General features: G+C 66.6%; 17 protein-coding genes. 6 read left to right on the forward strand and 11 right to left on the reverse strand.

What is annotated here, in order from left to right:
* Nucleotides 1-5: 5 nt before the first annotated feature.
* The 7 genes from paaA to paaF all read right to left on the reverse strand — a co-directional run bounded on the left by paaA (nt 6) and on the right by paaF (nt 7,555).
* Nucleotides 6-1,016 (reverse strand): 1,2-phenylacetyl-CoA epoxidase subunit PaaA, encoded by a 1,011-nt coding sequence (gene paaA / locus ACFOJE_RS12160; RefSeq protein ID WP_377814619.1) that lies wholly within the window; start codon nt 1,014-1,016, stop codon nt 6-8.
* 301 nt (nt 1,017-1,317) lie between these two features.
* Nucleotides 1,318-2,631, reverse strand: coding sequence for a phenylacetate--CoA ligase PaaK (gene paaK, locus ACFOJE_RS12165; protein ID WP_377814620.1), 1,314 nt, complete (start codon nt 2,629-2,631; stop codon nt 1,318-1,320).
* A 122-nt stretch (nt 2,632-2,753) separates the two neighbouring features.
* Nucleotides 2,754-3,959 (reverse strand): 3-oxoadipyl-CoA thiolase, encoded by a 1,206-nt coding sequence (gene pcaF / locus ACFOJE_RS12170; protein WP_377814621.1) that lies wholly within the window; start codon nt 3,957-3,959, stop codon nt 2,754-2,756.
* Entirely contained in the window at nt 3,956-4,414 is a 459-nt protein-coding gene (paaI, locus tag ACFOJE_RS12175) for a hydroxyphenylacetyl-CoA thioesterase PaaI (protein ID WP_377814622.1), read from the reverse strand. Before paaI ends, pcaF begins: the two co-directional genes overlap by 4 nt.
* Nucleotides 4,407-5,924: a 3-hydroxyacyl-CoA dehydrogenase PaaH gene (paaH, locus tag ACFOJE_RS12180; protein ID WP_377814623.1), complete on the reverse strand. Its 1,518-nt coding sequence runs from the start codon at nt 5,922-5,924 to the stop codon at nt 4,407-4,409. The genes paaI and paaH overlap by 8 nt, the downstream gene beginning before the upstream one ends.
* A gap of 3 nt (nt 5,925-5,927) precedes the next feature.
* Nucleotides 5,928-6,719, reverse strand: coding sequence for a 2-(1,2-epoxy-1,2-dihydrophenyl)acetyl-CoA isomerase PaaG (gene paaG, locus ACFOJE_RS12185; protein WP_377814624.1), 792 nt, complete (start codon nt 6,717-6,719; stop codon nt 5,928-5,930).
* 62 nt (nt 6,720-6,781) lie between these two features.
* Nucleotides 6,782-7,555, reverse strand: coding sequence for a 2,3-dehydroadipyl-CoA hydratase PaaF (paaF, locus tag ACFOJE_RS12190; RefSeq protein WP_377814625.1), 774 nt, complete (start codon nt 7,553-7,555; stop codon nt 6,782-6,784).
* Nucleotides 7,556-7,947: 392 nt separating this feature from the next.
* Here paaF and paaN point away from each other — a divergent pair, with 392 nt between their 5' ends.
* From paaN to ACFOJE_RS12215, 5 genes are all read left to right on the forward strand, one after another.
* On the forward strand, nt 7,948-9,645 hold the full coding sequence (gene paaN, locus ACFOJE_RS12195; protein WP_377814626.1) for a phenylacetic acid degradation protein PaaN: 1,698 nt from the start codon (nt 7,948-7,950) through the stop codon (nt 9,643-9,645).
* Between the two features lies 1 nt (nt 9,646).
* Entirely contained in the window at nt 9,647-10,246 is a 600-nt protein-coding gene (paaY, locus tag ACFOJE_RS12200) for a phenylacetic acid degradation protein PaaY (protein ID WP_377814627.1), read from the forward strand.
* Nucleotides 10,247-10,332: 86 nt separating this feature from the next.
* A complete protein-coding gene (paaX, locus tag ACFOJE_RS12205) occupies nt 10,333-11,256 on the forward strand; it encodes a phenylacetic acid degradation operon negative regulatory protein PaaX (protein WP_377814628.1) in 924 nt (307 codons plus the stop codon).
* A gap of 573 nt (nt 11,257-11,829) precedes the next feature.
* The gene (locus ACFOJE_RS12210; RefSeq protein WP_377814629.1) at nt 11,830-12,138 is read left to right on the forward strand and encodes a hypothetical protein; all 309 of its coding nucleotides are present in this window, start codon (nt 11,830-11,832) and stop codon (nt 12,136-12,138) included.
* Between the two features lie 253 nt (nt 12,139-12,391).
* Entirely contained in the window at nt 12,392-12,868 is a 477-nt protein-coding gene (locus ACFOJE_RS12215; protein WP_377814630.1) for a hypothetical protein, read from the forward strand.
* Between the two features lie 357 nt (nt 12,869-13,225).
* Here the strand turns inward: ACFOJE_RS12215 and ACFOJE_RS12220 are convergent, their stop codons facing one another.
* The 4 genes from ACFOJE_RS12220 to ACFOJE_RS12235 form a co-directional block, all read right to left on the reverse strand.
* Complete coding sequence (locus tag ACFOJE_RS12220; RefSeq protein WP_377814631.1) at nt 13,226-14,119, reverse strand: hypothetical protein; 894 nt, start codon at nt 14,117-14,119, stop codon at nt 13,226-13,228.
* A gap of 96 nt (nt 14,120-14,215) precedes the next feature.
* Nucleotides 14,216-16,168: a DNA topoisomerase III gene (locus tag ACFOJE_RS12225; protein ID WP_377814700.1), complete on the reverse strand. Its 1,953-nt coding sequence runs from the start codon at nt 16,166-16,168 to the stop codon at nt 14,216-14,218.
* Between the two features lie 108 nt (nt 16,169-16,276).
* Nucleotides 16,277-18,265, reverse strand: coding sequence for an acyltransferase family protein (locus ACFOJE_RS12230; protein WP_377814632.1), 1,989 nt, complete (start codon nt 18,263-18,265; stop codon nt 16,277-16,279).
* Nucleotides 18,266-18,471: 206 nt separating this feature from the next.
* Nucleotides 18,472-20,736 (reverse strand): ELM1/GtrOC1 family putative glycosyltransferase, encoded by a 2,265-nt coding sequence (locus ACFOJE_RS12235; RefSeq protein ID WP_377814633.1) that lies wholly within the window; start codon nt 20,734-20,736, stop codon nt 18,472-18,474.
* A 334-nt stretch (nt 20,737-21,070) separates the two neighbouring features.
* Between ACFOJE_RS12235 and ACFOJE_RS12240 the strand changes: the two genes are divergently transcribed.
* Nucleotides 21,071-21,937, forward strand: an 867-nt coding sequence (locus ACFOJE_RS12240) for a hypothetical protein (protein WP_377814634.1), incomplete at its 3' end; no start/stop codon positions are given.

The raw sequence follows: 21,937 nt of genomic DNA on the forward strand, positions 1-21,937 counted from the left end.
CCTGATCAGGCGGCGTTGCGTTTTTGTTTTTGGGTGTTGCCCTGCTGCTGCTTGCGGGCGTGGGCGACGGCGGCTTCGCGAACCCAGGCGCCGTCTTCCAGCGCCTGGCGGCGGGTGGCGAGGCGCTCGTGGTTGCACGGGCCGTTGCCCTTGAGCACGTCGTAGAACTCGCGCCAGTTGATCTCGCCGAAGTCGTAGTGGCCGCGTTCGGCGTTCCACTTCAGGTCCGGGTCCGGGGCGGTGCAGCCGAGGTATTCCAGCTGCGGCACAGTCTGGTCGATGAAGCGCTGGCGCAGTTCGTCGTTGGTCTGGCGCTTGATCTTCCAGGCCATGGACTGGGCGCTGTTGGGGGAGTCGGCGTCGCTCGGGCCGAACATCATCAGGGCCGGCCACCACAGGCGGTCGATGGCGTCCTGAACCATGTCCTTCTGGGCCTGGTTGCCGTGGCGCATCATGGTCAGGAGGATTTCGTAGCCCTGGCGCTGGTGGAAGCTCTCTTCCTTGCAGATGCGGATCATGGCGCGGGAGTAGGGGCCGTAGGAGGTGCGCTGCAGCACCACCTGGTTGACGATGGCGGCGCCGTCCACCAGCCAGCCCACCGCGCCCATGTCGGCCCAGTTCAACGTCGGGTAGTTGAAGATGCTCGAGTACTTGGCGCGGCCGCCGTGCAGCTTGGCGATCTCCTCGTCGCGGTCGGCGCCGAGGGTTTCCATGGCGCTGTACAGGTACATGCCGTGGCCGGCCTCGTCCTGGATCTTGGCCATCAGCTGCAGCTTGCGCTTCAGGGTCGGGGCGCGGGTCACCCAGTTGCCTTCCGGCAGCATGCCGACGATTTCCGAGTGGGCGTGCTGGGAGATCTGCCGGATCAGGGTCTGCCGGTAGGCGTCCGGCATCCAGTTCTTCGGCTCGATCTTGATTTCCGCGTCAATCCTGTCCTGGAAGGCGCGTTCCTCCTCGGTCATCTCTTCGCGGGTCTTGAGTCGCTTGACTCCCGTCTCCACCAGTTGGGCGTACATGCTGTTCCTCCAGCCTTGGATCGTTTTTGTGGGTGCCGCTTGGCATGAAGATATTTCTATCCGATACACAATAAAAAATCAAACAACAAATGTCGTGTCATTTGTGTTTTTTGTATCGCATTAGCGGGGAGCCTTCGGCGAGACGCGACGAAGCCTTGCCCGCGCTGGCTGGTGCGCTGCCGGGAAGAGGCGGGAGTAGCGAGGGACTGGCGTCGCGGGGAGGCTGTCGAGTCGGAAATTGTGCAAAAAAAGCCCCGCACGGGCGGGGCTCAGGCGTGGGTGAGGCTTTTCCGCTGCGCGTTCAGGCGGCGGCCTGGCGCTTGTCCACCACGCGGGAAGCCTTGCCTTCGGAGCGCTTGATGGAGAAGGCGGGCACGATGTCGATGCGCGTGCTGATGCCGATGTGGCTCTTGATGTGGTGGCCGAGCTCGCGGACTACCGTATTGCGCTCGGATTCGCCGAGGTGCTCGTACTCTGGCTTGAGTTCCACCCGCACGTCCAGGCTGTCGAGGTTTCCGTTGCGATACACATGGATCTCGTAAGCACTGGACAGCTGTTTGACTTTGAGGACCTGCTCCTCGATCTGGGTTGGGAACACGTTGACCCCGCGGATGATCAGCATGTCGTCGCTGCGCCCGGTGATCTTGTCGATCCGCCGCATCGCCCGCCCGGTGCCCGGCAGCAGTCGGGTCAGGTCGCGGGTGCGGTAGCGGATCATCGGCAGGGCCTCCTTGCTCAGCGAGGTGAACACCAGCTCGCCCATCTGGCCGTCCGGCAGCACTTCGCCGGTGTTCGGGTCGATGATCTCCGGATAGAAGTGGTCTTCCCATATGGTCGGGCCGCCCTTGCTGTCCGCGCATTCCATGGCCACCCCCGGCCCCATCACTTCCGACAGGCCGTAGATGTCCATGGCCTGGATGCCCAGTCGCTCCTCCAGGGTGCCGCGCAGCTGGCCGGTCCAGGGTTCGGCGCCGAAGATGCCCAGGCGCAGCGCCAGCTTGTGCGGGTCGACGCCCTGGCGCTCCAGCTCGTCGGCGATGTTGAGCATGTAGGAGGGGGTGACCATGATGATGTCCGGCTGGAAGTCCCGGATCAGCTGGACCTGCTTCTCGGTCTGGCCGCCGGACATGGGGATCACGGTGCAGCCCAGGCGCTCGGCGCCGTAGTGGGCGCCCAGGCCGCCGGTGAACAGGCCGTAGCCGTAGGCGACGTGGATCTTGTCGCCCGGGCGGCCGCCAGCGGCGCGGATCGAGCGGGCCACCACGTTGGCCCAGGTGTCGATGTCGTTCTGGGTGTAGCCGACCACGGTCGGCTTGCCGGTGGTGCCGCTGGAAGCGTGCAGGCGGACCACCTTGTCCATCGGCACGGCGAACATGCCGTAGGGGTAGTTGTCGCGCAGGTCGCTCTTGGTGGTGAACGGGAACTTCGCTAGGTCGTCCAGCGACTGGATGTCGCTCGGGTGCACGCCCTGCTCGTCGAACCGCTGCCGGTACAGCGGCACGTTCTCGTAGGCATGTTTCAGGCTCCAGCGCAGACGGTCCAGCTGATGCTGGCGCAACTCGTCGAGGCTGGCGGTTTCCATCGGGTCTGGCAGGCAGGCGTTAGCTCGGTCCATGTTCTTATAGTCCACTCTTTTGTTTTTGTAGGTCCGCCATTCCTGGCAGGGCTTCGAGTGCGTGGGGACAGCATACCCCACGTTGTTCCATCCGGGTTTTCATCCGGTTCCAAGCAAGCTGGTCAGAGTCGTTCGATGACCATGGCGATGCCCTGGCCGACACCGATGCACATGGTGCACAGCGCATAGCGGCCCCGGCGTTCCTCCAGTTCGTGCAGGGCGGTGGTGGCCAGGCGCGCGCCGCTCATGCCCAGCGGATGGCCGAGCGCGATGGCGCCGCCGTTGGGGTTGACCCGCGGGTCGTCGTCGGCGATGCCCAGCTCGCGCAGCACGGCCAGGCCCTGGGCGGCGAAGGCTTCGTTCAGCTCGATCACGTCCATCTCGGCCAGGCTCAGGTTGGCGATTTCCAGCACCTTGCGGGTCGCCGGCGCCGGGCCGATGCCCATGATCCGCGGCTCGACTCCGGCGGTGGCCATGGCGACCACCCGGCCGCGGGCCTTGAGGCCGAAGCGCTCGGCGGCTTGCGGGCTGGCCAGCAGCAGGGCGCAGGCGCCGTCGTTGACGCCGGAGGCGTTGCCGGCGGTGACGCTGCCGCCGTCGCGAAACGGAGTGGGCAGTTTGGCCAGTTGCTCCAGGGTCGTTTCGGCGCGCGGGTGCTCGTCCTGCTCGACCACTTTGGCCGGCCCCTTGCGCTGGGGAATCGCCACCGGGACGATTTCCTTCGCCAGGCGGCCGCGGGCCATGGCGGCGGCGGTCTTCTGCTGGCTGCGCAGGGCGAAGGCGTCCTGATCCGCGCGGGAGATGCCGAACTGCTCGGCGACGTTCTCCGCGGTCTCCGGCATGGAATCGATGCCGAATTCCTGCTTCATCTGCGGATTGACGAAGCGCCAGCCGATCGTCGTATCGAAGAGCTCGGCCGAGCGGGGGAAGGCGCTTTCCGCCTTGCCCATCACGAAGGGCGCGCGGGACATCGATTCCACGCCGCCGGCGATCATCAGCCGGGCCTCGCCGCAGCGCAGGGTGCGGGCGGCCAGGCCGATGGCGTCCATGCCCGAGCCGCACAGGCGGTTGACCGTGGTGCCCGGTACCGTCACCGGCAGGCCGGCGAGCAGCGCGGACATGCGCGCCACGTTGCGGTTGTCCTCGCCGGCCTGGTTGGCGCAGCCGTAGATGATGTCGTCCACCGCGCTCCAGTCCAGCTGCGGGTTGCGCGCCATCAGCGCGCGCAGCGGCACGGCGCCGAGGTCGTCGGCACGCACGCCGCTGAGGGCGCCGGCGTAGCGGCCGATGGGTGTACGCACGGCGTCGATGATCAGGGCTTCACTCATGCCTCATTCTCCAGTTGGCGGACGCTGCCGCGAATCCTGTAGGACTTGCCGTGGAACACGGCGATCAGCTGGCCGTGCTGGTTCTCGATGCGCACGTCGTAGTTGCTGGTGCGGCCGCTGCGGCTGACCTGGGTGGCGCGTGCGGTGAGCACGTCACCGAGACGGCCGGGGGCGATGTAGTCGATGCTGCAGCCCTGCGCCACGCAGGCCTCGTCGTAGCTGTTGCAGGCATAGGCGAAGGCCGAGTCGGCCAGGGTGAACAGGTAGCCGCCGTGGCAGCTGTTGTGCCCCTGGATCATGGTCTCGCCGACGCTCATCTGCAGGTCGGCTTCGCCCGGCGCCACGCGAAGGATCGCGATGCCCAAATGGCGTACGGCCAGGTCGCGCTCGTACATCGAGGCGGCGCAGGCTTCGGCCAGTTGCTGGGCTGTCGGTGCGTCGTTCTGCTCAGCCATGAAACGCTCTCCCTGTGGCGTGTTGGCGGCGCAGCAGCAGCGAGGGGCGGTAGCGCTCTTCGTTGTAGCTGTGCAGCAGGTTCTCCTGAACCCTGAGGACGTGGTCGAGGCCGATACGGTCGGCCCAGGCCAGCGGGCCGAGCGGATAGTTCACCCCGGCGCGCATGGCCAGATCGATGTCGTGGGCGTTGCCCACGCCCTGCAGTACGGCATCGGCGGCCTCGTTGGCGAGCATCGACACGGTGCGCATCACGGCCAGACCCGGGATGTCGGCGAGCGGGCTGACGGCCAGACCGGCGCGCAGAAGGAGGGCGACGGCTTGGTCGCGCGCCTCGTAGCTGCTGTCGGCGGCGAAGGCCACGCCGATCCGGCTGGCCTCGGCATAGTCGAGGGCCAGGTCGAACAGGATCAGATTGACGAGGCCGTCCTGGCGCGCGCGCTGGCTGGCCAGACGGCCATCGGTCAGGGCCAGCACGGCGTCGCCGACGCGGATCAGGCCGCTGCCGGGGCGCTCGATCACCCGCACGCCCCGCTCGCGCAGGCGGGGCACCAGGGCGCGAGCCGGGCCGAGATCGCCTTCCACCACGCAGGTTGCCACCTCGGCGCCGCTGCACAGCTCCACCGGCGCCGGGCGCTGCGCGCCTTCGGCGTAGTCGTAGAAGCCGCGGCCGCTCTTGCGGCCCAGGCGTCCTGCGTCCACCAGCTCCTTCTGGATCAGCGAGGGCTGGAAGCGGAAGTCGCCGTAGTAGGCGTCGAACACCGAGCGGGTCACGGCGTAGTTGACGTCGTGGCCGATCAGGTCGGTCAGCTCGAAGGCGCCCATGCGGAAGCCGCCGGCCTCGCGCATCAGGGCATCGAGGGTGGCGCAGTCGGCGGCGCCTTCCTGCAGCAGGCGCAGGCTTTCGGCATAGAAGGGCCGGGCCACGCGGTTGACGATGAAGCCGGGGGTCGAGCGCGCGTGCACCGGCTGTTTGCCCCAGCGCTTCGCCGTCTCGTACAGGCGGGCGGCCAGGGCCGGCGCGCTGGCCAGGCCGGAAACGATCTCGACCAGGGCCATCAGCGGTGCGGGGTTGAAAAAGTGCATGCCGAGCATCCGTTCGGGACGTTTCAGAGGGGCGGCCAGGCTGGTGATCGAAATCGACGAGGTGTTGCTGGCGAGGATGCAGTCCTCGCCGCAGAGATCTTCCAGCCGCTGGAACAGCTCGCGCTTGACCGCCAGGTTCTCGACGATGGCCTCGACGATCAGGCCGGAGCGGGCGAGGCCTTCGAGGCTTTCCACGGTCTGCAGACGGGCGAGGGTGGCATCGCGCTGGGCGGCGTCGAGCTTGCCTTTCTCCACCAGCGTGCCCAGTTGCCGGACGATGCCGTCGATGGCGGCCGCGGCGGCGCCGGGGCGGTTGTCGTACAGGTACACCGGATGGCCGGCCTGGGCCGCCACCTGGGCGATGCCGGCACCCATGGCGCCGGCGCCGATCACGCCGATCCGGGTATCGATGGTCAGGGCATCCATGCTTCAGCATCCCTTGAAAGTGGCGGTTCTCTTTTCCTTGAAGGCGCCGACGCCCTCGCGGTAGTCCTCGGTGCGGCCGGCCAGACGCTGCAGGTCGCGCTCGAGATCCAGCTGCTGGTCGAAGGTGTTGCCGGCGCTGGCGTTCAGGGCGCGCTTGATCAGCGCAAGGCCGGTGGTCGGCTGGGTGGCGAGGTGGCGGGCCAGCTCGAGGGCTTCGTCCTGCAGGGCTTCGTCGTCGACGCAGCGCCAGATCATGCCCCACCGTTCGGCCTGCTCCGCGGAAATCCGCTCGCCGAGCATGGCCAGGGCCTTGGCCCGGGCCATGCCCACCAGCCGCGGCAGGGTCCAGGTGCCGCCGGAATCCGGCACCAAGCCGATCTTGCAGAAGGCCTGGATGAAGCTGGCCGAGCGTGCCGCCAGCACCAGGTCGCAGGCGAAGGCGATGTTGGCCCCGGCGCCGGCGGCCACGCCGTTGACCGCGCAGATCACCGGCATCGGCAGGTCGCGCAGCTGGCGGATCAGCGGGTTGTAGTGCTGCTCGATGGACTCGCCGAGATCGGGCATCTCGGCGCCGGGAGCGACGTTGCGGTCGTCCAGGTCCTGTCCGGCGCAGAAGCCGCGGCCTTCGCCGGTGAGCAGGAGGGCGCGGACCTCGGCGCTCTGCCTGACCTGCTTGAGCGCTTCGCGCACTTCGCCGTGCATCTTCAGATTGAAGCTGTTGAGCTGTTTCGGGCGGTTCAGGCGGAGGGTGGCCACACCGCTGTCGATGTGGAAGAGGATGTGCTCGAAGTTCATGGATCTGCCGCTCTCTTTTTGTTGAATGTCGCTGCGGATCGAATCGCTGAAGCGGGTACGGCTCAGCGTCCCTGGTATTCGGGGGGGCGTTTTTCCATGAAGGCGCGGATGCCTTCGTCGCGGTCCCGGGTGCCGGCGAGCAGGGTGAAGGCGTGGCGCTCGAAGCGCAGGCCGCTGGCCAGGTCGGTATCCATCGCCTTGAGCAGGGCCTCGCGGGCCAGGCGCACGGCCAGCGGCGCCTTTTCGGCGATGCGCCGGGCAATCTGCAGGGCGCGCTCCAGGGTCAGCTCCGGCTGGGTGACTTCGCTGACCAGGCCGGCCTGCTGGGCGAGACGGGCGCCGATCGGCTCCCCGGTGAGCACCATCTGCATGGCCAGCGACTTGCCGACCGCGCGCAGCAGGCGCTGGGTGCCGCCGGCGCCGGGCATGATCCCCAGGTTGATTTCCGGCTGGCCGAAGAGGGCGTCCTCGCTGGCGACGATGATGTCGGCATGCATCGCCAGCTCGCAGCCGCCGCCCAGGGCGTAGCCGTTGACCGCGGCGATCAGCGGCTTGCCGAAGCGGGCGATGCGCTGCCAGTGCTGCTGGCGGGGGTCGTCGAGGATGCCGACCAGGTCGCGCTCGGCCATTTCCTTGATGTCCGCGCCGGCGGCGAAGGCCTTGCGGCTGCCGGTCAGCACCACCACGCGGATGGCTTCGTCCTGTTCGGCGCCGTCCAGTTCGGCCGACAGCTCGCCCAGCAGTTCGGTGTTGAGCGCGTTCAGGGCTTGCGGGCGTTGCAGGGTGACGAGGCGAATGCCCGGTTCGGGCGTCTGGACGGCAAGGGTGTGAGGCATGGGGCGGTCCTCGCGTGCGGCGGCATCCGGTGCCGGCGGTTATGGGTGTTATCGGGGAGCTCCCCCTTCCGCGGCCGTTCGCCCTTGGCTGGCGGCTTAGGGCGGAGTATATCCACAAAATGATACGTATCAATACTTATAAAAATTTATTGCGTGTCTGATTCGTGGGTTGCATAGGGCTGATTGCAGGTCGCATATTTCTCTGCAAGAAGAACTTTTTCAGTCAGTTCGATCAATTGTCGGCTCGCCTTTGACTGCCTGTGAATCCGATACAGGTCGAGCGTTTCCTTCGGGCTTTTTAATGTGATACAAGATCGTGTTTATCGTGCATTTCTTTGTCGCACGAGCAGGTATTCACGGCCTTACTTATAAGAAAGAAAAGGAAAGCACCCATGAAGCCCCTTGCGTATGCCACCGCCGTCGAGCTGTTCGAACATCACCGCAGCACCCTGGATCAGGCCCTGCAGGCCATCCAGCGCCGCGAGTACTGGTCGCCGTATCCGGAAAATCCCAGACGCTATCCGGATGAGTCCGCCAATGGGGCGCAGGCCGCTTTCGAAGCCCTGCTGAACCGCCATTTCCCGCTGGCGGGGCCGGAGCCGGTCGGCAGGGCGGGGGCCGAACGCTCGCCCTACGGCTTCGATCTCGGCATCAGCTACGACCAGTACGATGCCGGGCAACTGCTCTCGCGCATGCAACGGGCGCTGCCGAGCTGGCGCGATGCCGGGCCGCAGGCCCGGGGCGGGGTCTGCCTGGAAATCCTCCAGCGGCTGAACCGGAAGAGCTTCGAGCTGGCCCATGCGGTCATGCATACCACCGGACAGGCCTATGCCATGGCCTTCCAAGCCGGCGGTCCGCATTCCCAGGATCGCGGGCTGGAGGCGGTCGCTTACGCCTGGCGGGCGATGCAGGAGGTGCCCGGCGCGGCGCTCTGGAGCAAACCGCAGGGCAAGCAGGCGCCGCTTGCGCTGTGCAAGCAGTGGCACCTGGTGCCGCGCGGCCTGTCGCTGGTCATCGCCTGCGCCACCTTCCCGACTTGGAACACCTATCCCGCGCTGTTCGCCAGTCTGGCCACCGGCAATCCGGTGCTGGTCAAGGCTCATCCGGGCGCGATCCTGCCGGTGGCCATGAGCGTCGGGGTCGCCCAGGAGGTGCTGGGCGAGCTGGGCTTCGATCCGGCCCTGGTGAGCCTGGTGGTGGACACCCCGGAGGCGCCGGTGGCCCGGCGTCTGGCCCTCGATCCGCGGGTGCGGCTGGTCGACTTCACCGGCTCCAGCGCCTTCGGCGACTGGCTGGAGGACAACGCCCGTCAGGCCCAGGTGTTCACCGAGAAGTCCGGGGTCAACTGCGTGGTCATCGATAGTGTCGGTAGCCTCAAATCCGTGGCCGGCAACCTGGCCTTCACCCTCAGCCTCTATTCCGGGCAGATGTGCACCACCACCCAGACGATCTTCGTGCCCCGCGACGGCATCCGCACCGCTGACGGGGTGATCGCCTTCGACGAGGTGGCGCAGGTGCTGGCCGGGGCCGTGCGCGGTTTTCTCGCCGACAACGAGCGGGCCTGCGGCGTGCTCGGCGCCATCCAGTCGGAAGCCACGCTGGCGCGCATCGACGAGTGCCGCCGCCTGGGCGAGGTGCTGCTGGACAGCGAGGCCCGCGAGCATCCGCAGTTCCCCGGCGCGCGCATCCGCACGCCGCTGCTGCTCAGGGTCGATGCGGCCGATCGCGCGGTCTATGCCGAGGAGCGCTTCGGCCCGATCGCCTTCGTCGTCGCCACCGACGGCACCGAGCACAGTCTCGCGCTGGCCGGCGAGGTGATCGCCGAGAAGGGCGCGCTGACTCTGGGCGTCTATTCCACCGACGAAGCCGTGCTGGCCCGGGCCGAGGCGCTGTCCCTGGACGTGGCCGTGGCCCTGTCGATCAACTTCGAGGGCGCCGCCTTCATCAACCAGTCGGCCGCTTTCAGCGACTTCCACGGCAGCGGCGCCAACCCGGCGGCCAACGCCTCGTTGACCGACACCGCCTTCGTCGCCCGCCGCTTCGTGGCGGTGCAGAGCCGGCGTCCGGCCGCGACCGCAGGGGGGAACTGAGATGGCTTGCTACAGCCTCGACGGCCTGACCCCCGTGGTGCATCCCACGGCCTATGTGCACCCCTCCGCCGTGCTGATCGGCGACGTGATCGTCGGCCCCGGCTGCTATGTCGGGCCGCTGGCCAGCCTGCGCGGCGACTTCGGGCGGATCGTCCTGGAAGAGGGCGCCAACCTGCAGGACACCTGCGTGATGCACGGCTTCCCGCAGAGCGACACGGTGGTCGAGCGCAACGGCCACATCGGCCATGGCGCCGTGCTGCACGGCTGCCGGATCGGCGCCGATGCGCTGATCGGCATGAACGTCGTGGTCATGGACAACGCCCACATCGGCGAGCGCTCCATCGTCGCCGCCTGCGCCTTCGTCAAGGCCGGCTTCGTCTGTCCGCCGCAGTCCATGGTGGTGGGCGCGCCGGCCCTGATCAGGCGCCGCCTCGACGACAAGGAGGTGGCCTGGAAGCAGGCCGGCACCCGCGAGTACCAACTGCTGGCCCAGCGCTGCCTGCAGGAGATGCAGCTGTGCGAACCGCTGAGCGAGGTCGAGCCGGACCGCCCGCGGAGCTCGTCGTCCGCCTACCGGCCCAAGGGCGAGGGCGCGCCATGACGGGCCGGCGCAGGGCTCTGGCCGAAGATGGCCAGGGCGCCGGAAGGGCAGGTATATTCGGGCTTTTGACCAGCGCCAATGCAGCCATGACGTCGCTCGCTCCCCTGAATCACCTGATCACCCGCTTCCAGCAACAGACTCCCATCCGTGCCAGTTCGCTGATCATCACCCTCTATGGCGATGCCATCGAGCCCCATGGCGGGACCGTCTGGCTCGGCAGCCTGATCCAGCTGCTCGAGTCCATGGGCATCAACGAACGGCTGATCCGCACCTCGATCTTCCGTCTGACCAAGGACGGCTGGCTGTCGGCGGAGAAGGTGGGGCGGCGCAGCTACTACAGCCTCACCGGCGCCGGGCGGCGCCGTTTCGAGAAGGCCTTCAAGCGCATCTACAGCTCCGGCGTGCCCGCCTGGGACGGCACTTGGTGCCTGGTCATGCTCACCCAGCTGCCCGCGGAGCTGCGCAAGCAGGCGCGCGAGGAGCTGGAGTGGCAGGGCTTCGGCGCCATCGCCCCGACCGTGCTGGCCTGCCCGCGCGGCGAGCGGGCGGACGTCACCGCGACCCTGCAGGAGCTGGGCGCGCTGGAAGACAGCATCATCTTCGAGACCCGCCCCCAGGACGTGCTGGCCTCCAAGGCGCTGCACATGCAGGTGCGCGACAGCTGGAACATCGACGCCCTGGCCGCCCAGTACAGCGAGTTCATCCAGCTGTTCCGCCCGCTCTGGCAGGCCCTGCGCGGGCAGGACAGGCTGGAACCCTCGGACTGCTTCCTGGCGCGCATCCTGCTGATCCACGAATACCGCAAGCTGCTGCTGCGCGACCCGCAACTGCCCGACGAACTGCTGCCCGGCGACTGGGAAGGCCGCGCCGCCCGCCAGCTGTGCCGCAACATCTACCGGCTGATCTACGCCAAGGCCGAGGAGTGGCTCAACGGCACCCTGGAAACCGCCGATGGCCCGTTGCCCGAAGTCGGGGAAAGCTTCTACCGGCGTTTCGGCGGATTGAACTAGCGGGACCTTCGCAGCGTTACGGGGCATCCCCTCGTAACGCTGCATTCACAGGCTCCGGGGCGACCGGGACACAGCCTGAAACTTCCTTTTTCCCTGCCGCAGCGGCTGACTCTCGGTATCCGAGAGACGGAGTGTGGCCGGGTTCCTGGTTCTCTGGTGTCGTTATGACATTATCCTTTTGAAGGCAAGGTAGAGGAGCTTCCTTCAACTGAAGGGATGCTGTTCAGCCAGCATGGCTCTCCATCGCAGCCCAATCGCCAATTCTGGAGTCGCCGGAGCAAACCCATGGACGCCAGTTTCTCTCCGAAAACAGGCAGGTACTGGATGCGCAGCCGCGCTGCCCCATTCCCCGACCTCCCCGGTCATCACTGGATCGATGGTGATCACTGGATTCGTTTGGGGAGCATCAATCACTTGAGGTGCAGTGTATTTCCATAGGGGGTGAGCGGCACGTATTGAGTCAGGGCTTGGTGTTCGAGTTTTTATGTTTTTTAGTGTGCGTGAGTGTTTTTATCCATTTAAGTTGGTGTGAGAACAGTATCACTTGTTTTGTATGGATGATGGAGGCTTGCAGTGAGTGAGGATGCGAAGGAAAAGTTCAATGGATATTGCATGTTTAACGCTTTTGTGATTGGGTTCTTCATTTCTGCGGTTCTGCAATTGGCGTTGTATCTTGGATTTGGCCTAATTTATAAGCAAGAGCTTTATAGGTTGCCAATGAATATAGGTACTGTTGTTCTGTTTGTTTCGATTTTTTTGTCTGAGAGGAAGTCGGAGCGGCTAAGAAGGCTGTCTGGGCCGATTTATTGTTTTTGTATTTCCATTGTTGGATTTGTTACTTTCAGTGTTCTTTTCTTAATTGGCCTTACGCCTTGGAAGTGATTTGTGAGTATGATCGTCGGATCAATAGGAAATGGCTGCTTAGCACTATATTTTGGGTTCTGATGCTGGTCAGACGCACCAAGGAAACCCAACTCTGACTAGAGGAGAAAGTAAGCTTTGAAAAACGGCTAGGTGTATCGATGTCGGCAGGTAATATACTGCTTGGTTGCTAGCGTTAAGTGGGTGTGAGACCGCTAACGCCAGCTTCAAGGGGTGATGGGTTCTCTTGCTTGCCTATTGGGGGGTGGTAAGGATGCGTTGCAAAACAATTGGTGGTTTATCTCTTGTTGCTGCTTTTCTGGCTTTAATGTCGCCTATTGCTCGAAGTGATATTAATGGCGAGGATCAACCCGATCCCGGTGTTATCACGGCTTGCTCGAAATCGTTATGCGATAGAGTTGGGTTTGGGGCTGATAATCCAATATTGATTCAGAGCAATGATCAGTTGGGCTTGGAATATTATCACTATCGCAAGGTTGTGAATGTGGAAAACAAAAAAGCTTATCTGGATGGATGCAGATTGATTGCTTTGTTTTCGTCGTCATGGACTGTTTATACCCCTGATGGGAATAATAATTGGAAGGAGACTATTCCAAGTCTTGAGTCATTGCTTTTGGATTCTATACCTTTTGGGGAGGACTATAGATTTATGTACGGTAAGGCTACTATCCTGAATTCAATCAACTCCTATATAAAAGTGGTCAAGGTGAGCGGCTCTAGGGAAAGCTAAATATCAGAATCGTTATCTGCCGAGTAAATACATAAAGAAGTCATTCCTGATCTTGCGATGGTAAAGCTGGACTCGGTTTGCCACAGGATTGGCAAGGAAGATCGTGTGTCAATATTCATACCTAAGGTCGGTGCTTACAGCAAAGGCGTGGATAAAACAAGGTCGGTCGTGAATTCAATTTCTTTCAATGAAATAGTCTTGCCTCAAGATATGGTCATTGAAATAAGCAAGATAAACCAAGCATCTCCCATAGGTGCAGGAGCGAACTGATTCGCGACTGAGGGAGAAAATCGCAAATGAACTTGCCCTGCGGGGTGGATCATTTGCCGAGAAGACTCATGAGATTGCCCTGGCAATTCACATCCACTCCCTTTCGGCGCTAGCGCCTTGCTCGCCCCAGAGCGCGGCAGGCGGCAGATCGAGCAGGGCATGGGCTCCGGTCGGCAGCGAGGGAAGTGCCCGCGCTGCGGCGAGCATGACGCGGGCGGCCAGCGCCGTTTCGTCGAAGCGCGCCTCCAGCAGCAGCGCGGCATGGCTGGGGTCGCCGGCGGCCGCATGGCGTTCCAGCAGCAGGCCGCGATTGGCCTCTTTCAGGGCGGCGATGCTGTCCACCGGGAACACCAGCGTCTCCTCGTCCAGATAGAGCGGGTCCTGGCGAAGGGCCCGCTCCACGGCCGCGGGATCGGTGCCGGGCTCCAGTTCCACATAGACATAGCGCTGCAGGGTGCCGTCCTGGCTCTTCAGCTCCGTCGCCAGGGCCTTGCGCACGCCCTCGATGCCTTCGGCGGCCAGGCTGTGGTGCAGGCTGGCGCCGGTGTGCAGGCTGCTGTGGGTGTGCCCGTGGGGTATCAGCAGGGCGAACTGGCTGCGGAAAAGCGAGAGGATGCCCGGATCGCAGCCGGCGCCGACCACGGCGCGGGTCTTGTAGAGGTGCGCCATCCGCTGCAGCTCCGCCCGGTGGGCGAGGAAGGCTTCGCCGTGCAGGCGGGCGCATTCGACCACCGGCGTGCGTCTCTGCAGGATTTCCCGCGCGCTGCCGAGGGTGACGCCGGGCGGCACGCAGAGCAGGGCGGCATCGATCTGGCCGAGTTCGCTGACGTGGGCGACCACCGGCGCGTCCAGCCCAGCAGTCGGCGCGGGCTGTCGCCGCACGATACCGGCCAGCGCGAGGTCCGGTTCGCCGCGCAGCGCCTCGGCGCATCGGCGGCCCAGTCTGCCCAGGCCGATGACGGCGACCCTTCGTCTGCCCATGAGGCCTCCCGTGCTTTGGGCGAAGGGCGGTTGCCCCTCGGAACACTCACTATAGCCACGGGAGCCGCCCGGAGCGGACGACGAGGGTGCGCTCCGTCAGCCGGAGCCGGCCGGCTTGCGCGCGCGCCTGCTGCCAGCGCTCCGGGATTCCCCGGCCTTGCGCGGCGCGCTTTTGCGCTTCTTCTTCCAGGGGGCCGAAGCCCGTGCGGCTGGGCCGCTGATGGTCAGGCGCAGGCCGGCGCAGCGCTCCATCAGCTTGCCCATCCAGGCCGATTGCTTGGCGACGAACTCCTCCAGGCTCATCTCGCCGCTCTGCACCATGTCCAGCGCCTGTTCCCAGATCGCCGTGGTGCCGGGGTCGGCGATCGGCCGCGGCACGGCGTCGATCAGGCTGAAGGCGGCCGGGGTGGCGGCCAACGCCTTGCCCTGCTTGAGCAGATAGCCGCGGTCGAGCAGGCCCTGGATGATCCCGGCGCGGGTCGCCTCGGTGCCGATGCCGGTGGTGTCCTTGAGCTTCTGTTTCAGCCGCGGGTCGTCCACCAGCTTGGCGACGTTCTTCATCGCCTTGATCAGGTCGCCCTCGGTGTAGGGCTTGGGCGGCTGGGTCTTGAGATCCTTGAGCGTCACCGCGGCCACCGCGCAGTCCTGCCCCTCGGCGAGCCCCGGCAGGGCCTGGGGCTCGGGCGCCTCGCGGCCCTTGGCCGGGGTCAGGGCTTCCGGCAGGGCCCGGCGCCAGCCGGGTTCGACGATGCGTTTGCCCACCGCGCGCAGGGCGTAGCCGGCGCAGTCGAAGTCGGCCTGGGTGCGGTCGTACTGGTGCTCGGGCAGGAACTGGGCGAGATAGCGGGCGCGGATCAGGCTGAATACCGCACGCTCCTTGCCGGCCAAGCGTGCGGAGGCCGGTGCGGCCGCGGTCGGGATGATGCCGTGGTGGGCGCCGACCTTGGCGTCGTTCCAGGCCCGCGAGCGGCGCTGCGGGTCGATATGGGGCATCAGTTGGGCCAGCGCCGGATCGGCCTGACCCAGCGCGGCGAGGATCGCCGGCGCCTCGCCGTGCTGGCTTAGCGGCAGGAAGCCGCAGTCGCTGCGCGGGTAGGTGATGACCTTGTGCGTCTCGTAGAGCGCCTGGGCGATGTCCAGGGTCTCCTGGGCGCCGAGGCCGAGCTTCTTCGAGCAGACTTCCTGCAGGGTGCCGAGATCGAAGGGCAACGGCGCCGCCTCGCGCATGCGCTCGGTCTTCAGCCCGATCAGACGGGCGCTGCCGGCGCGGCGCATGGCCTCGGCCGCCTGCTGCGCCAGCTCCTGCTTGAGGCAGCGGCCCTGGTCGTCGCAAACGTCCTCCGGGGCGCGCCACTGGGCGGTGAACGGCGTGCCGCCCTCCAGCAGCTGCACCTCGATGGCCCAGTAGGGCACCGGCACGAAGTCGGCGATGCTGCGGTCGCGGTCCACCACCAGGCGCAGGGTCGGGGTCTGCACGCGGCCCACCGGCAACACGCCCTGGTAGCCGGACTGGCGGCCGAGCAGGGTGAACAGCCGGCTCAGGTTCATGCCGATCAGCCAGTCGGCGCGCGAGCGGCCCAGGGCTGAATGGTAGAGGCTGAAGGTCTCGGCGCCGGGCTTGAGCGCGGCCAGCGCCTTGCGGATCGAGGCGTCGTCCAGGGCCGACAGCCACAGCCGCTGGATCGGCCCGCGATAGCGGCAGTAGTCCAGCAGTTCGCGGGCGATCATCTCGCCCTCGCGGTCGGCGTCGGTGGCGATCACCAGTTCGTCGGCCTCGCCGAGCAGACGCTTGACCACCTTGAACTGGGCGGCGGTCTTGGGCTTGACCAGCATCTTCCACTGCTCGGGCACGATGGGCAGGTCTTCCAGCGTCCAGCGCTTGTAGCGGGCGTCGTAGGCGTCCGGCGGTGCGGTCTCCAGCAGGTGGCCGATGCACCAGGTGACGGTCACGCCGGCGCCGAGCCAGCAGCCGTCGCCGCGCCGGGTGGCCTGGAGCATCCGGGCGATGTCCTTGGCCTGGGAAGGTTTCTCGCAGAGGAAGAGCCGCATGACTGCCATCGTCGATCGTTTCGATGGCGCCAAGCATGGGCAGAAACGGGCATCCGGGCAACCATTTTTTGTATGGATATACAGCTAATGGTCGCCACGGAACACGCCTCAGCGCTGCACCGCCACCTTGCCCGGGACGGAGTGGCCGCCCATGGCTTCCAGGGCTTTGGTGAACATGGGCAGCAGCAGGCGGTTGCCGTATTCGTTCAGGTGATCGTCGTCGTAATAAATCGGCAGGCCGTTGTGGCTGCCGTAGCAGAACCTCTCGTCGCAGAGATAGGGCAGCGGGTCGAGGATGCGCGCCCCGCAGCGCTCTCGGGCTTCGTCCTGGAGGCTCCAGACGAAGGCGTTGCGCGAACGGTAGGCTTCCCGGTCGAGGACGACGTCGCGCGTCTCGCCCATTAGCAGGGCCCTACCTATGGCGCGGGGCACGTTGACGATCATTTCCGGAATCGGGCGCATCAGGAACAGAGGGTGTTCCTGGGCGATCTCGCAAGCCGTCTCCAGGTAATGCTGGCGGAATTCCTCCAGGAATTCCGCGGAAGGCTGTTCTGTCGGCGAGGAGAAGAACACCTGTGGCTTCGCATGTGCGTCCTCGTTGTAGCCGAGGGCGTACATGGAGGTGCGATTGACCACGACGACCGGCAGGCCCGGGAATCTTGCCAGGGTCTCATGTAAGCTCTGCCGCAGGTGTTGGCACCGGGGCGCTTGCCCTTGGTCGACGTCCTTCGCGCCAAGCACCAGCAGGCATCCCGGCGAGCTATGGTAGTAGATGCCTTCCTGTGGGTTGGGCAAGGCTGCTTGGGCGGCGGTGACCACCGCGGAGGCGTGGCTGTCGCCCAGCATCAGGAAGCGGATGGAGTCGCCGCCGAAGATGCAGGCTGCAGCTTTCTTATGGCATTTTTCGTAGCGCGGATTGCGGTTGTTTGCTTGTGCGTCGATCGCGCTCACCGCCGCCGGTAGGCGCCCGGAAAGGCCGTCCTGCAGCTTCACCCAGCGTCCCGTGGCGAGGACCGGTACGGTCGCCAGCAGCACCAGGGCGACGGCCCGCCGCGCCGGCAGCCCCTGCAGCAGCCGCTGTGCGGGCACCTCTACCCAGGCATAGGAGAGCTGGCCGAGCAGCAGGCTCGCCAGCAGGCCGGCGGCGACCCAGGCCGGCTCGTCCAAATGCTCGTAATAGGCCAGGGCGACCACCACTGGCCAATGCCAGAGGTAGATGGAGTAGGAGCGGGTCCCCAGCCACTGGGCGACGGGGTTGCCGGTCCAGACCGAGTGCTGTCGCCGCGCCAGCAGGATCAGTGCCGCGCCAAGGGTCGGCAGCAGCGCCAGCGAGCCGGGCCAGGGGCTGGAAGCATCGAGCAGGACGCTGGCGGCGACGATCAGGGCCAGGCCGGCCAGCTCCGCCAGGCGTCCGGCGGCGGCGGAGAGGCGCCTGTCGCCGAGCAGGTACACAAGGCCGCCGACGAGGAACTCCCAGGCCCGCGATTCCAGCACGTAGAAGGCCCGCTCCGGCCGGGTGGCGGTCAGATACAGGCAAATCCCCAGGGAAGCCAGCAGTGGCAGGGCATGGGCCAGGACCAGGGCGCGACGCCGCGGGAAGGTTCTCCATACCGCCAGCAGCAGGATCGGCAGCAGCAGATAGAGCTGCCACTCCACCGACAGGGACCAGCTGTGCAGCAGCCATTTCTCCTGGGCTCCGCCGTCGAAGTAGCCCGAATCCTGCAGATAGCCCAGGTTGGAGATGAACAACAGGCTCTTGTAGACCTGGTTGCCCAGCGCCTCGTAGTCCAAGGACATCAGGATGAACCAGCCGACCGCCAGCAGCACGGCCGTCATCGCGACCAGGGCCGGCAGGATCCGTCGGGCCCGGCCCAGGTAGAACTCCGCGAGCGAGAAGCGGCCGCCTTCGAGGCCCTTGACGATGATTCCGCTCATCAGGAAGCCGGAGATGACGAAGAACACGTCGACGCCGACGAAGCCGCCGGCCGTGACCGGGATATCGAAGTGGAACAGCACCACGGCGGCGATCGCCCAGGCGCGCAGTCCGTTGATGTCCGTGCGGAAGCCGGTAGAGCGGGGAGAAGCTGTTTTTGTCACTGGGTATCCCAAAGCAGAGTCCGTTGCGCCGCCGGCTTGACGAGGAAGCGGCAGCGGCTCGATCCGTGGCGATCGACGAAGTGGAAGACGGGCAGGCTCCGAAGCCCTACCGGCCGCCGGGTGCGGCGACCGGTTCGGCGGGGGCCGATTCGACCACCGCCGACGCGAATTGGCAAGCCCCCGCCTGGGGGATCGTCGCCCGGCGCTCAGAGCGGCACGGGACTGTCGCCCAGGAACAGCTCGCGGATCGCCTGGAGGACGCGCCCGCGGGCGGCGGCGAGCATGTCCGGGGAGAGCCCCGGGGGCTGCTCCAGTCCTTCGGGCAGGGGGCGCATGTCCAGGGACTTGTGCACCTCCTCGATGGACAGTTCGCGGCTGAACCAGCCGGCCTCGACCCGCCCGTCGTACCAGCGCTCGCGCGGCCTCTGCGGGCGCTCGACGCCGTTGGGGCCGGCGTCCCGCTCGACGACGCCCATCCAGCGCTCGAAGGCGTGACGCGCCGCCGGCAGCAGGGAGCGGTGTTTCGGCAGGGGGAACATGGCGGCCGGTTTGCCCGTCATGCAGGCTTCGGTGAGCATGGACACGCTCTCCCCGGTGACGATGAAGGCATCGGCCAGGGCCAGCAGCGCCTGGTGCGGATTGTCCTCGCCGCTGCCGAAGCGGAAGCTCAGGGACGGCGCATCGAGGGCGGCGATCAGCGCGTCGGCCTGCCGGCGGCCGGTGCGCGGGCTGGTCGAGATCAGCAGCGAACCGCCGCGGGCCCTGGCCGCGGCGCTGGCTTCCAGGCCGAGGATTCTCGCGGTCCGGGTATCGAACTGGTAGGGCGTGCTCTTGCCGCCGACCAGCAGGGCGATCCACGGGCGCGGCAGGTGGGCGAAGCGCTGCTTCCAGGTCTCCAGCTCCTCGGCCGTCAGCGACGGGGTGGAAATGAACGGCCCCGGCAGATCCATGACGTTGCCCCGCAGCGGCAGCCCGTATTGCGGCGTGGTGACCACCAGGTCGAAGCCGGACAGCCGCGAGCGGGGACGGCCCAGGACCACCAGGCGCGTGCGCTCGCCGGAGCGGCGGCGGATCTCCCGGGCCAGCGGCGCCGTGCGGCATCCGGCGCTGATCACCAGATCCGGCCAGGGCGCGGACAGGTCCTTGATGCCGGAGCGATAACGCTTGAGTTCGTAGGGCCAGCCGAGGGACTGGGCCAGGTTCACCAACTGCGCGTTGTCGCCGGCGTGCTTGCCCTGCAGTATCCAGACCCGCGGCGCCTGTGCCCCGCCGGGGCTGCGCCGGGCGAAGTCGGCCCGGTAGCGCCGGGGCCGGCCTTGCCGGTCCGTGCAGTCGAGCTGCCAGCCGCGCTCCGGATAGCGCCGGGCCACGCGCCGCAGCAGCGCCCGCCAGCCCTCCGGCGTGCCGATCGGGGAGCCTGCCGGGCCGAGCGCCACCTTCATCAGGATCCACTGGCGACCGAGCCGGAACAGGCGATCCACGACCCAGGGGATGTCCTCCTGCGGCAGCCGTTCGAGCCCGTTGGCGACGATCGCCTCCTGTTCCGGCAGGTCGTCGCGCTGCAGCTGCTCCATCGACCAGCGGACGATCGGGTTCGGGCCGATGTCCGCCTCGCTCCAGGGGCCGACCAGCGCCATGGGGCCGCAGACCGATTCCAGGGTGTAGCGGTACAGCTCGGGCGACGGGGCGGCCGGGAGCTGTTCCAGCTGCCGGCAGGCGTAGGCGAAGGCGGGGCTGGGCTGGCCGGCGCTGTGGACTTCGTAGCCCTGGGCGTCGGCCGTCCGTTCGAGGCTGTAGAAGTGCTCGGCGTGGGGATGGATGTGGTAGGAGTAGCGCTCCGGCTGCGGCCGCCATGGCTGCAGGTGGAGGGCGGTGTAATGCAGCAGCCTGGAGTGGCCGTGGCGGTATTCCTGGTCACGGGCATGCCAGCGGGGATCCAGCGCTCCCCAGCGGCGCGTGCCCAGCTCCAGCAGGTTTTCCCGGGGCGCGCAGCCGGCGGTCAGCAGGTTCCAGCAGGAGGCCATGCGCTCGCAGTCGATCAGCATCAGGCCGTTTTCCTTGACCGAGAGCGACAGGTAGCCGTGATCGCCCATGGGCAGGTCGAACAGCTCGGCGGGATCGGCGTCGTAGAGCTGGCCGACTTCGTTGTAGATCGCCCGTCCCTGGCGCCCGGCCAGCTCCGGCACGGCGAAGCGGTAGTGGGCGAAGCCGCTGCGCCGGTCGAATCCGGGCAGATCCGTCATGCGGTAGATCTCGTAGCGCCGGTCGGGGTTGCGCACCCGCTCCAGGGAATAGAAGAAGATCCGCTCGGCCCGGTAATGCTCCGGCTCCGTGGCGAGGAAGATTCGTACCGCGGGCGCCTCCGTTGCGCCGGCCCGGGCTTCCAGGACCACGGGGATCATGCCCGGCAACCGCAGCGGTTGACGCTGGGCGTTGCCGCCGGGGCTGGGGATCTGGGTAAAGGCGTTCATGCACTTCTCATCTGGAGTCTTATCGCGAATATCGGGCAGGTGCGGGCGTCCCGCCCCGTCGGAGTTGCAGGCAAGGCAGCGGAGGTGTGGTCGTTATCGTCGGAGCATTCTTTCGGCCAAGAACGGATCGCGGGTTCGGATGCGGCGAGATTAGGGCGGGATGACTTAAGAATTCCTTAATTATCAATGAAAAAATCATGAAAATCAGAGGTTTTTCGGTTGCCCGCGGCTGCCGTCACGAACGGCCCCCGCGCCGGGGCGGTCAGCGCGGACTATCTTCATCGGCGGGGGTACCGAAGTCTTTAGCCGATGCGGCGGTGATCCGGGTGAGTCCATGATCGCGAGGCGGAAATTGCTGGCGTGCGCGCTGCCGCTCCTGGCCGCACTGGCGCTTGGCGCCTGCCAGCCGAGTGGACTGGCGCTGGCCCTGCTGGCGCAGAACCGGCTGGGCACCTGGGTCAGCCTGGCGCCGCAGGAAATGCCGCCTCTCGGGCGCGTCGACGAGCGCTTCCAGTCCTACAACATCGGCATGCGCGAGCTGACCGGCACGGCCCCGGCGGGGCAGCCGCAGCGCCCGCCGCTCGACCTGGGCGATGCCCGCCTGCGCCCTCTGGCCGCCGCCCTGGGGCCAGCGTACCTGCGCGTCAGCGGTCCCGGGGCCAACTCGACCTATTTCCCCCCCGGCGATTCGACCCCGGCCAGCCCGCCGGCCGGTTTCGACGCGGTGCTGAGCCGCCGGCAGTGGCGGGACCTGGTCGAGTTCGCCCGGGCGGTGGACGGCCGGATCGTCGCCTCCTTCGCCATCAGCGCCGGCACCCGCGACGCCCGGGGCGTCTGGACCCCGGAACAGGCCCGCCGGCTGATCGACTACAGCGCATCGCTCGGCGGCCGGATCGCCGTGGCCGAGTTCATGCACGAGCCGAACCTGGCGCGGCAGGGCGGCGCGCCCGCCGGCTACGACGCGGCGGCCTACGGGCGGGATTTCCGCATTTTCCGCACGTTCACCGCCGAGGCCGCCCCCGGCCTGTCGATCATGGGCCCCGGTTCGCTCGGCGAGAGCGAGGGCGGCACGCTGCCGCCCGGAAGCATCCCCTCGGCGGATCTGCTCGCCGCGGCCGGTGCGGGGCTGGATCTGTTCTCCTACCACCAGTACGCCACGGTCTCGCCGCGTTGCCCCGATCCGGCCGGAGCGGGGCAACGC

The organism is Azotobacter bryophylli (assembly GCF_042643485.1).
GTDB lineage: Bacteria > Pseudomonadota > Gammaproteobacteria > Pseudomonadales > Pseudomonadaceae > Azotobacter > Azotobacter bryophylli.

Bases quoted from the DNA above. Each gene is read 5' to 3' on its own strand.
- paaH (WP_377814623.1), bottom strand. From the start codon at position 5,924: ATGGATGCCCTGACCATCGATACCCGGATCGGCGTGATCGGCGCCGGC.
- paaY (WP_377814627.1), top strand. From the start codon at position 9,647: ATGGCTTGCTACAGCCTCGACGGCCTGACCCCCGTGGTGCATCCCACG.
- paaA (WP_377814619.1), bottom strand. From the start codon at position 1,016: ATGTACGCCCAACTGGTGGAGACGGGAGTCAAGCGACTCAAGACCCGC.
- ACFOJE_RS12225 (WP_377814700.1), bottom strand. From the start codon at position 16,168: ATGCGGCTCTTCCTCTGCGAGAAACCTTCCCAGGCCAAGGACATCGCC.
- paaK (WP_377814620.1), bottom strand. From the start codon at position 2,631: ATGGACCGAGCTAACGCCTGCCTGCCAGACCCGATGGAAACCGCCAGC.
- ACFOJE_RS12235 (WP_377814633.1), bottom strand. From the start codon at position 20,736: ATGAACGCCTTTACCCAGATCCCCAGCCCCGGCGGCAACGCCCAGCGT.
- paaI (WP_377814622.1), bottom strand. From the start codon at position 4,414: ATGGCTGAGCAGAACGACGCACCGACAGCCCAGCAACTGGCCGAAGCC.
- ACFOJE_RS12215 (WP_377814630.1), top strand. From the start codon at position 12,392: ATGCGTTGCAAAACAATTGGTGGTTTATCTCTTGTTGCTGCTTTTCTG.
- paaN (WP_377814626.1), top strand. From the start codon at position 7,948: ATGAAGCCCCTTGCGTATGCCACCGCCGTCGAGCTGTTCGAACATCAC.
- paaX (WP_377814628.1), top strand. From the start codon at position 10,333: ATGACGTCGCTCGCTCCCCTGAATCACCTGATCACCCGCTTCCAGCAA.
- pcaF (WP_377814621.1), bottom strand. From the start codon at position 3,959: ATGAGTGAAGCCCTGATCATCGACGCCGTGCGTACACCCATCGGCCGC.
- paaF (WP_377814625.1), bottom strand. From the start codon at position 7,555: ATGCCTCACACCCTTGCCGTCCAGACGCCCGAACCGGGCATTCGCCTC.
- ACFOJE_RS12220 (WP_377814631.1), bottom strand. From the start codon at position 14,119: ATGGGCAGACGAAGGGTCGCCGTCATCGGCCTGGGCAGACTGGGCCGC.
- paaG (WP_377814624.1), bottom strand. From the start codon at position 6,719: ATGAACTTCGAGCACATCCTCTTCCACATCGACAGCGGTGTGGCCACC.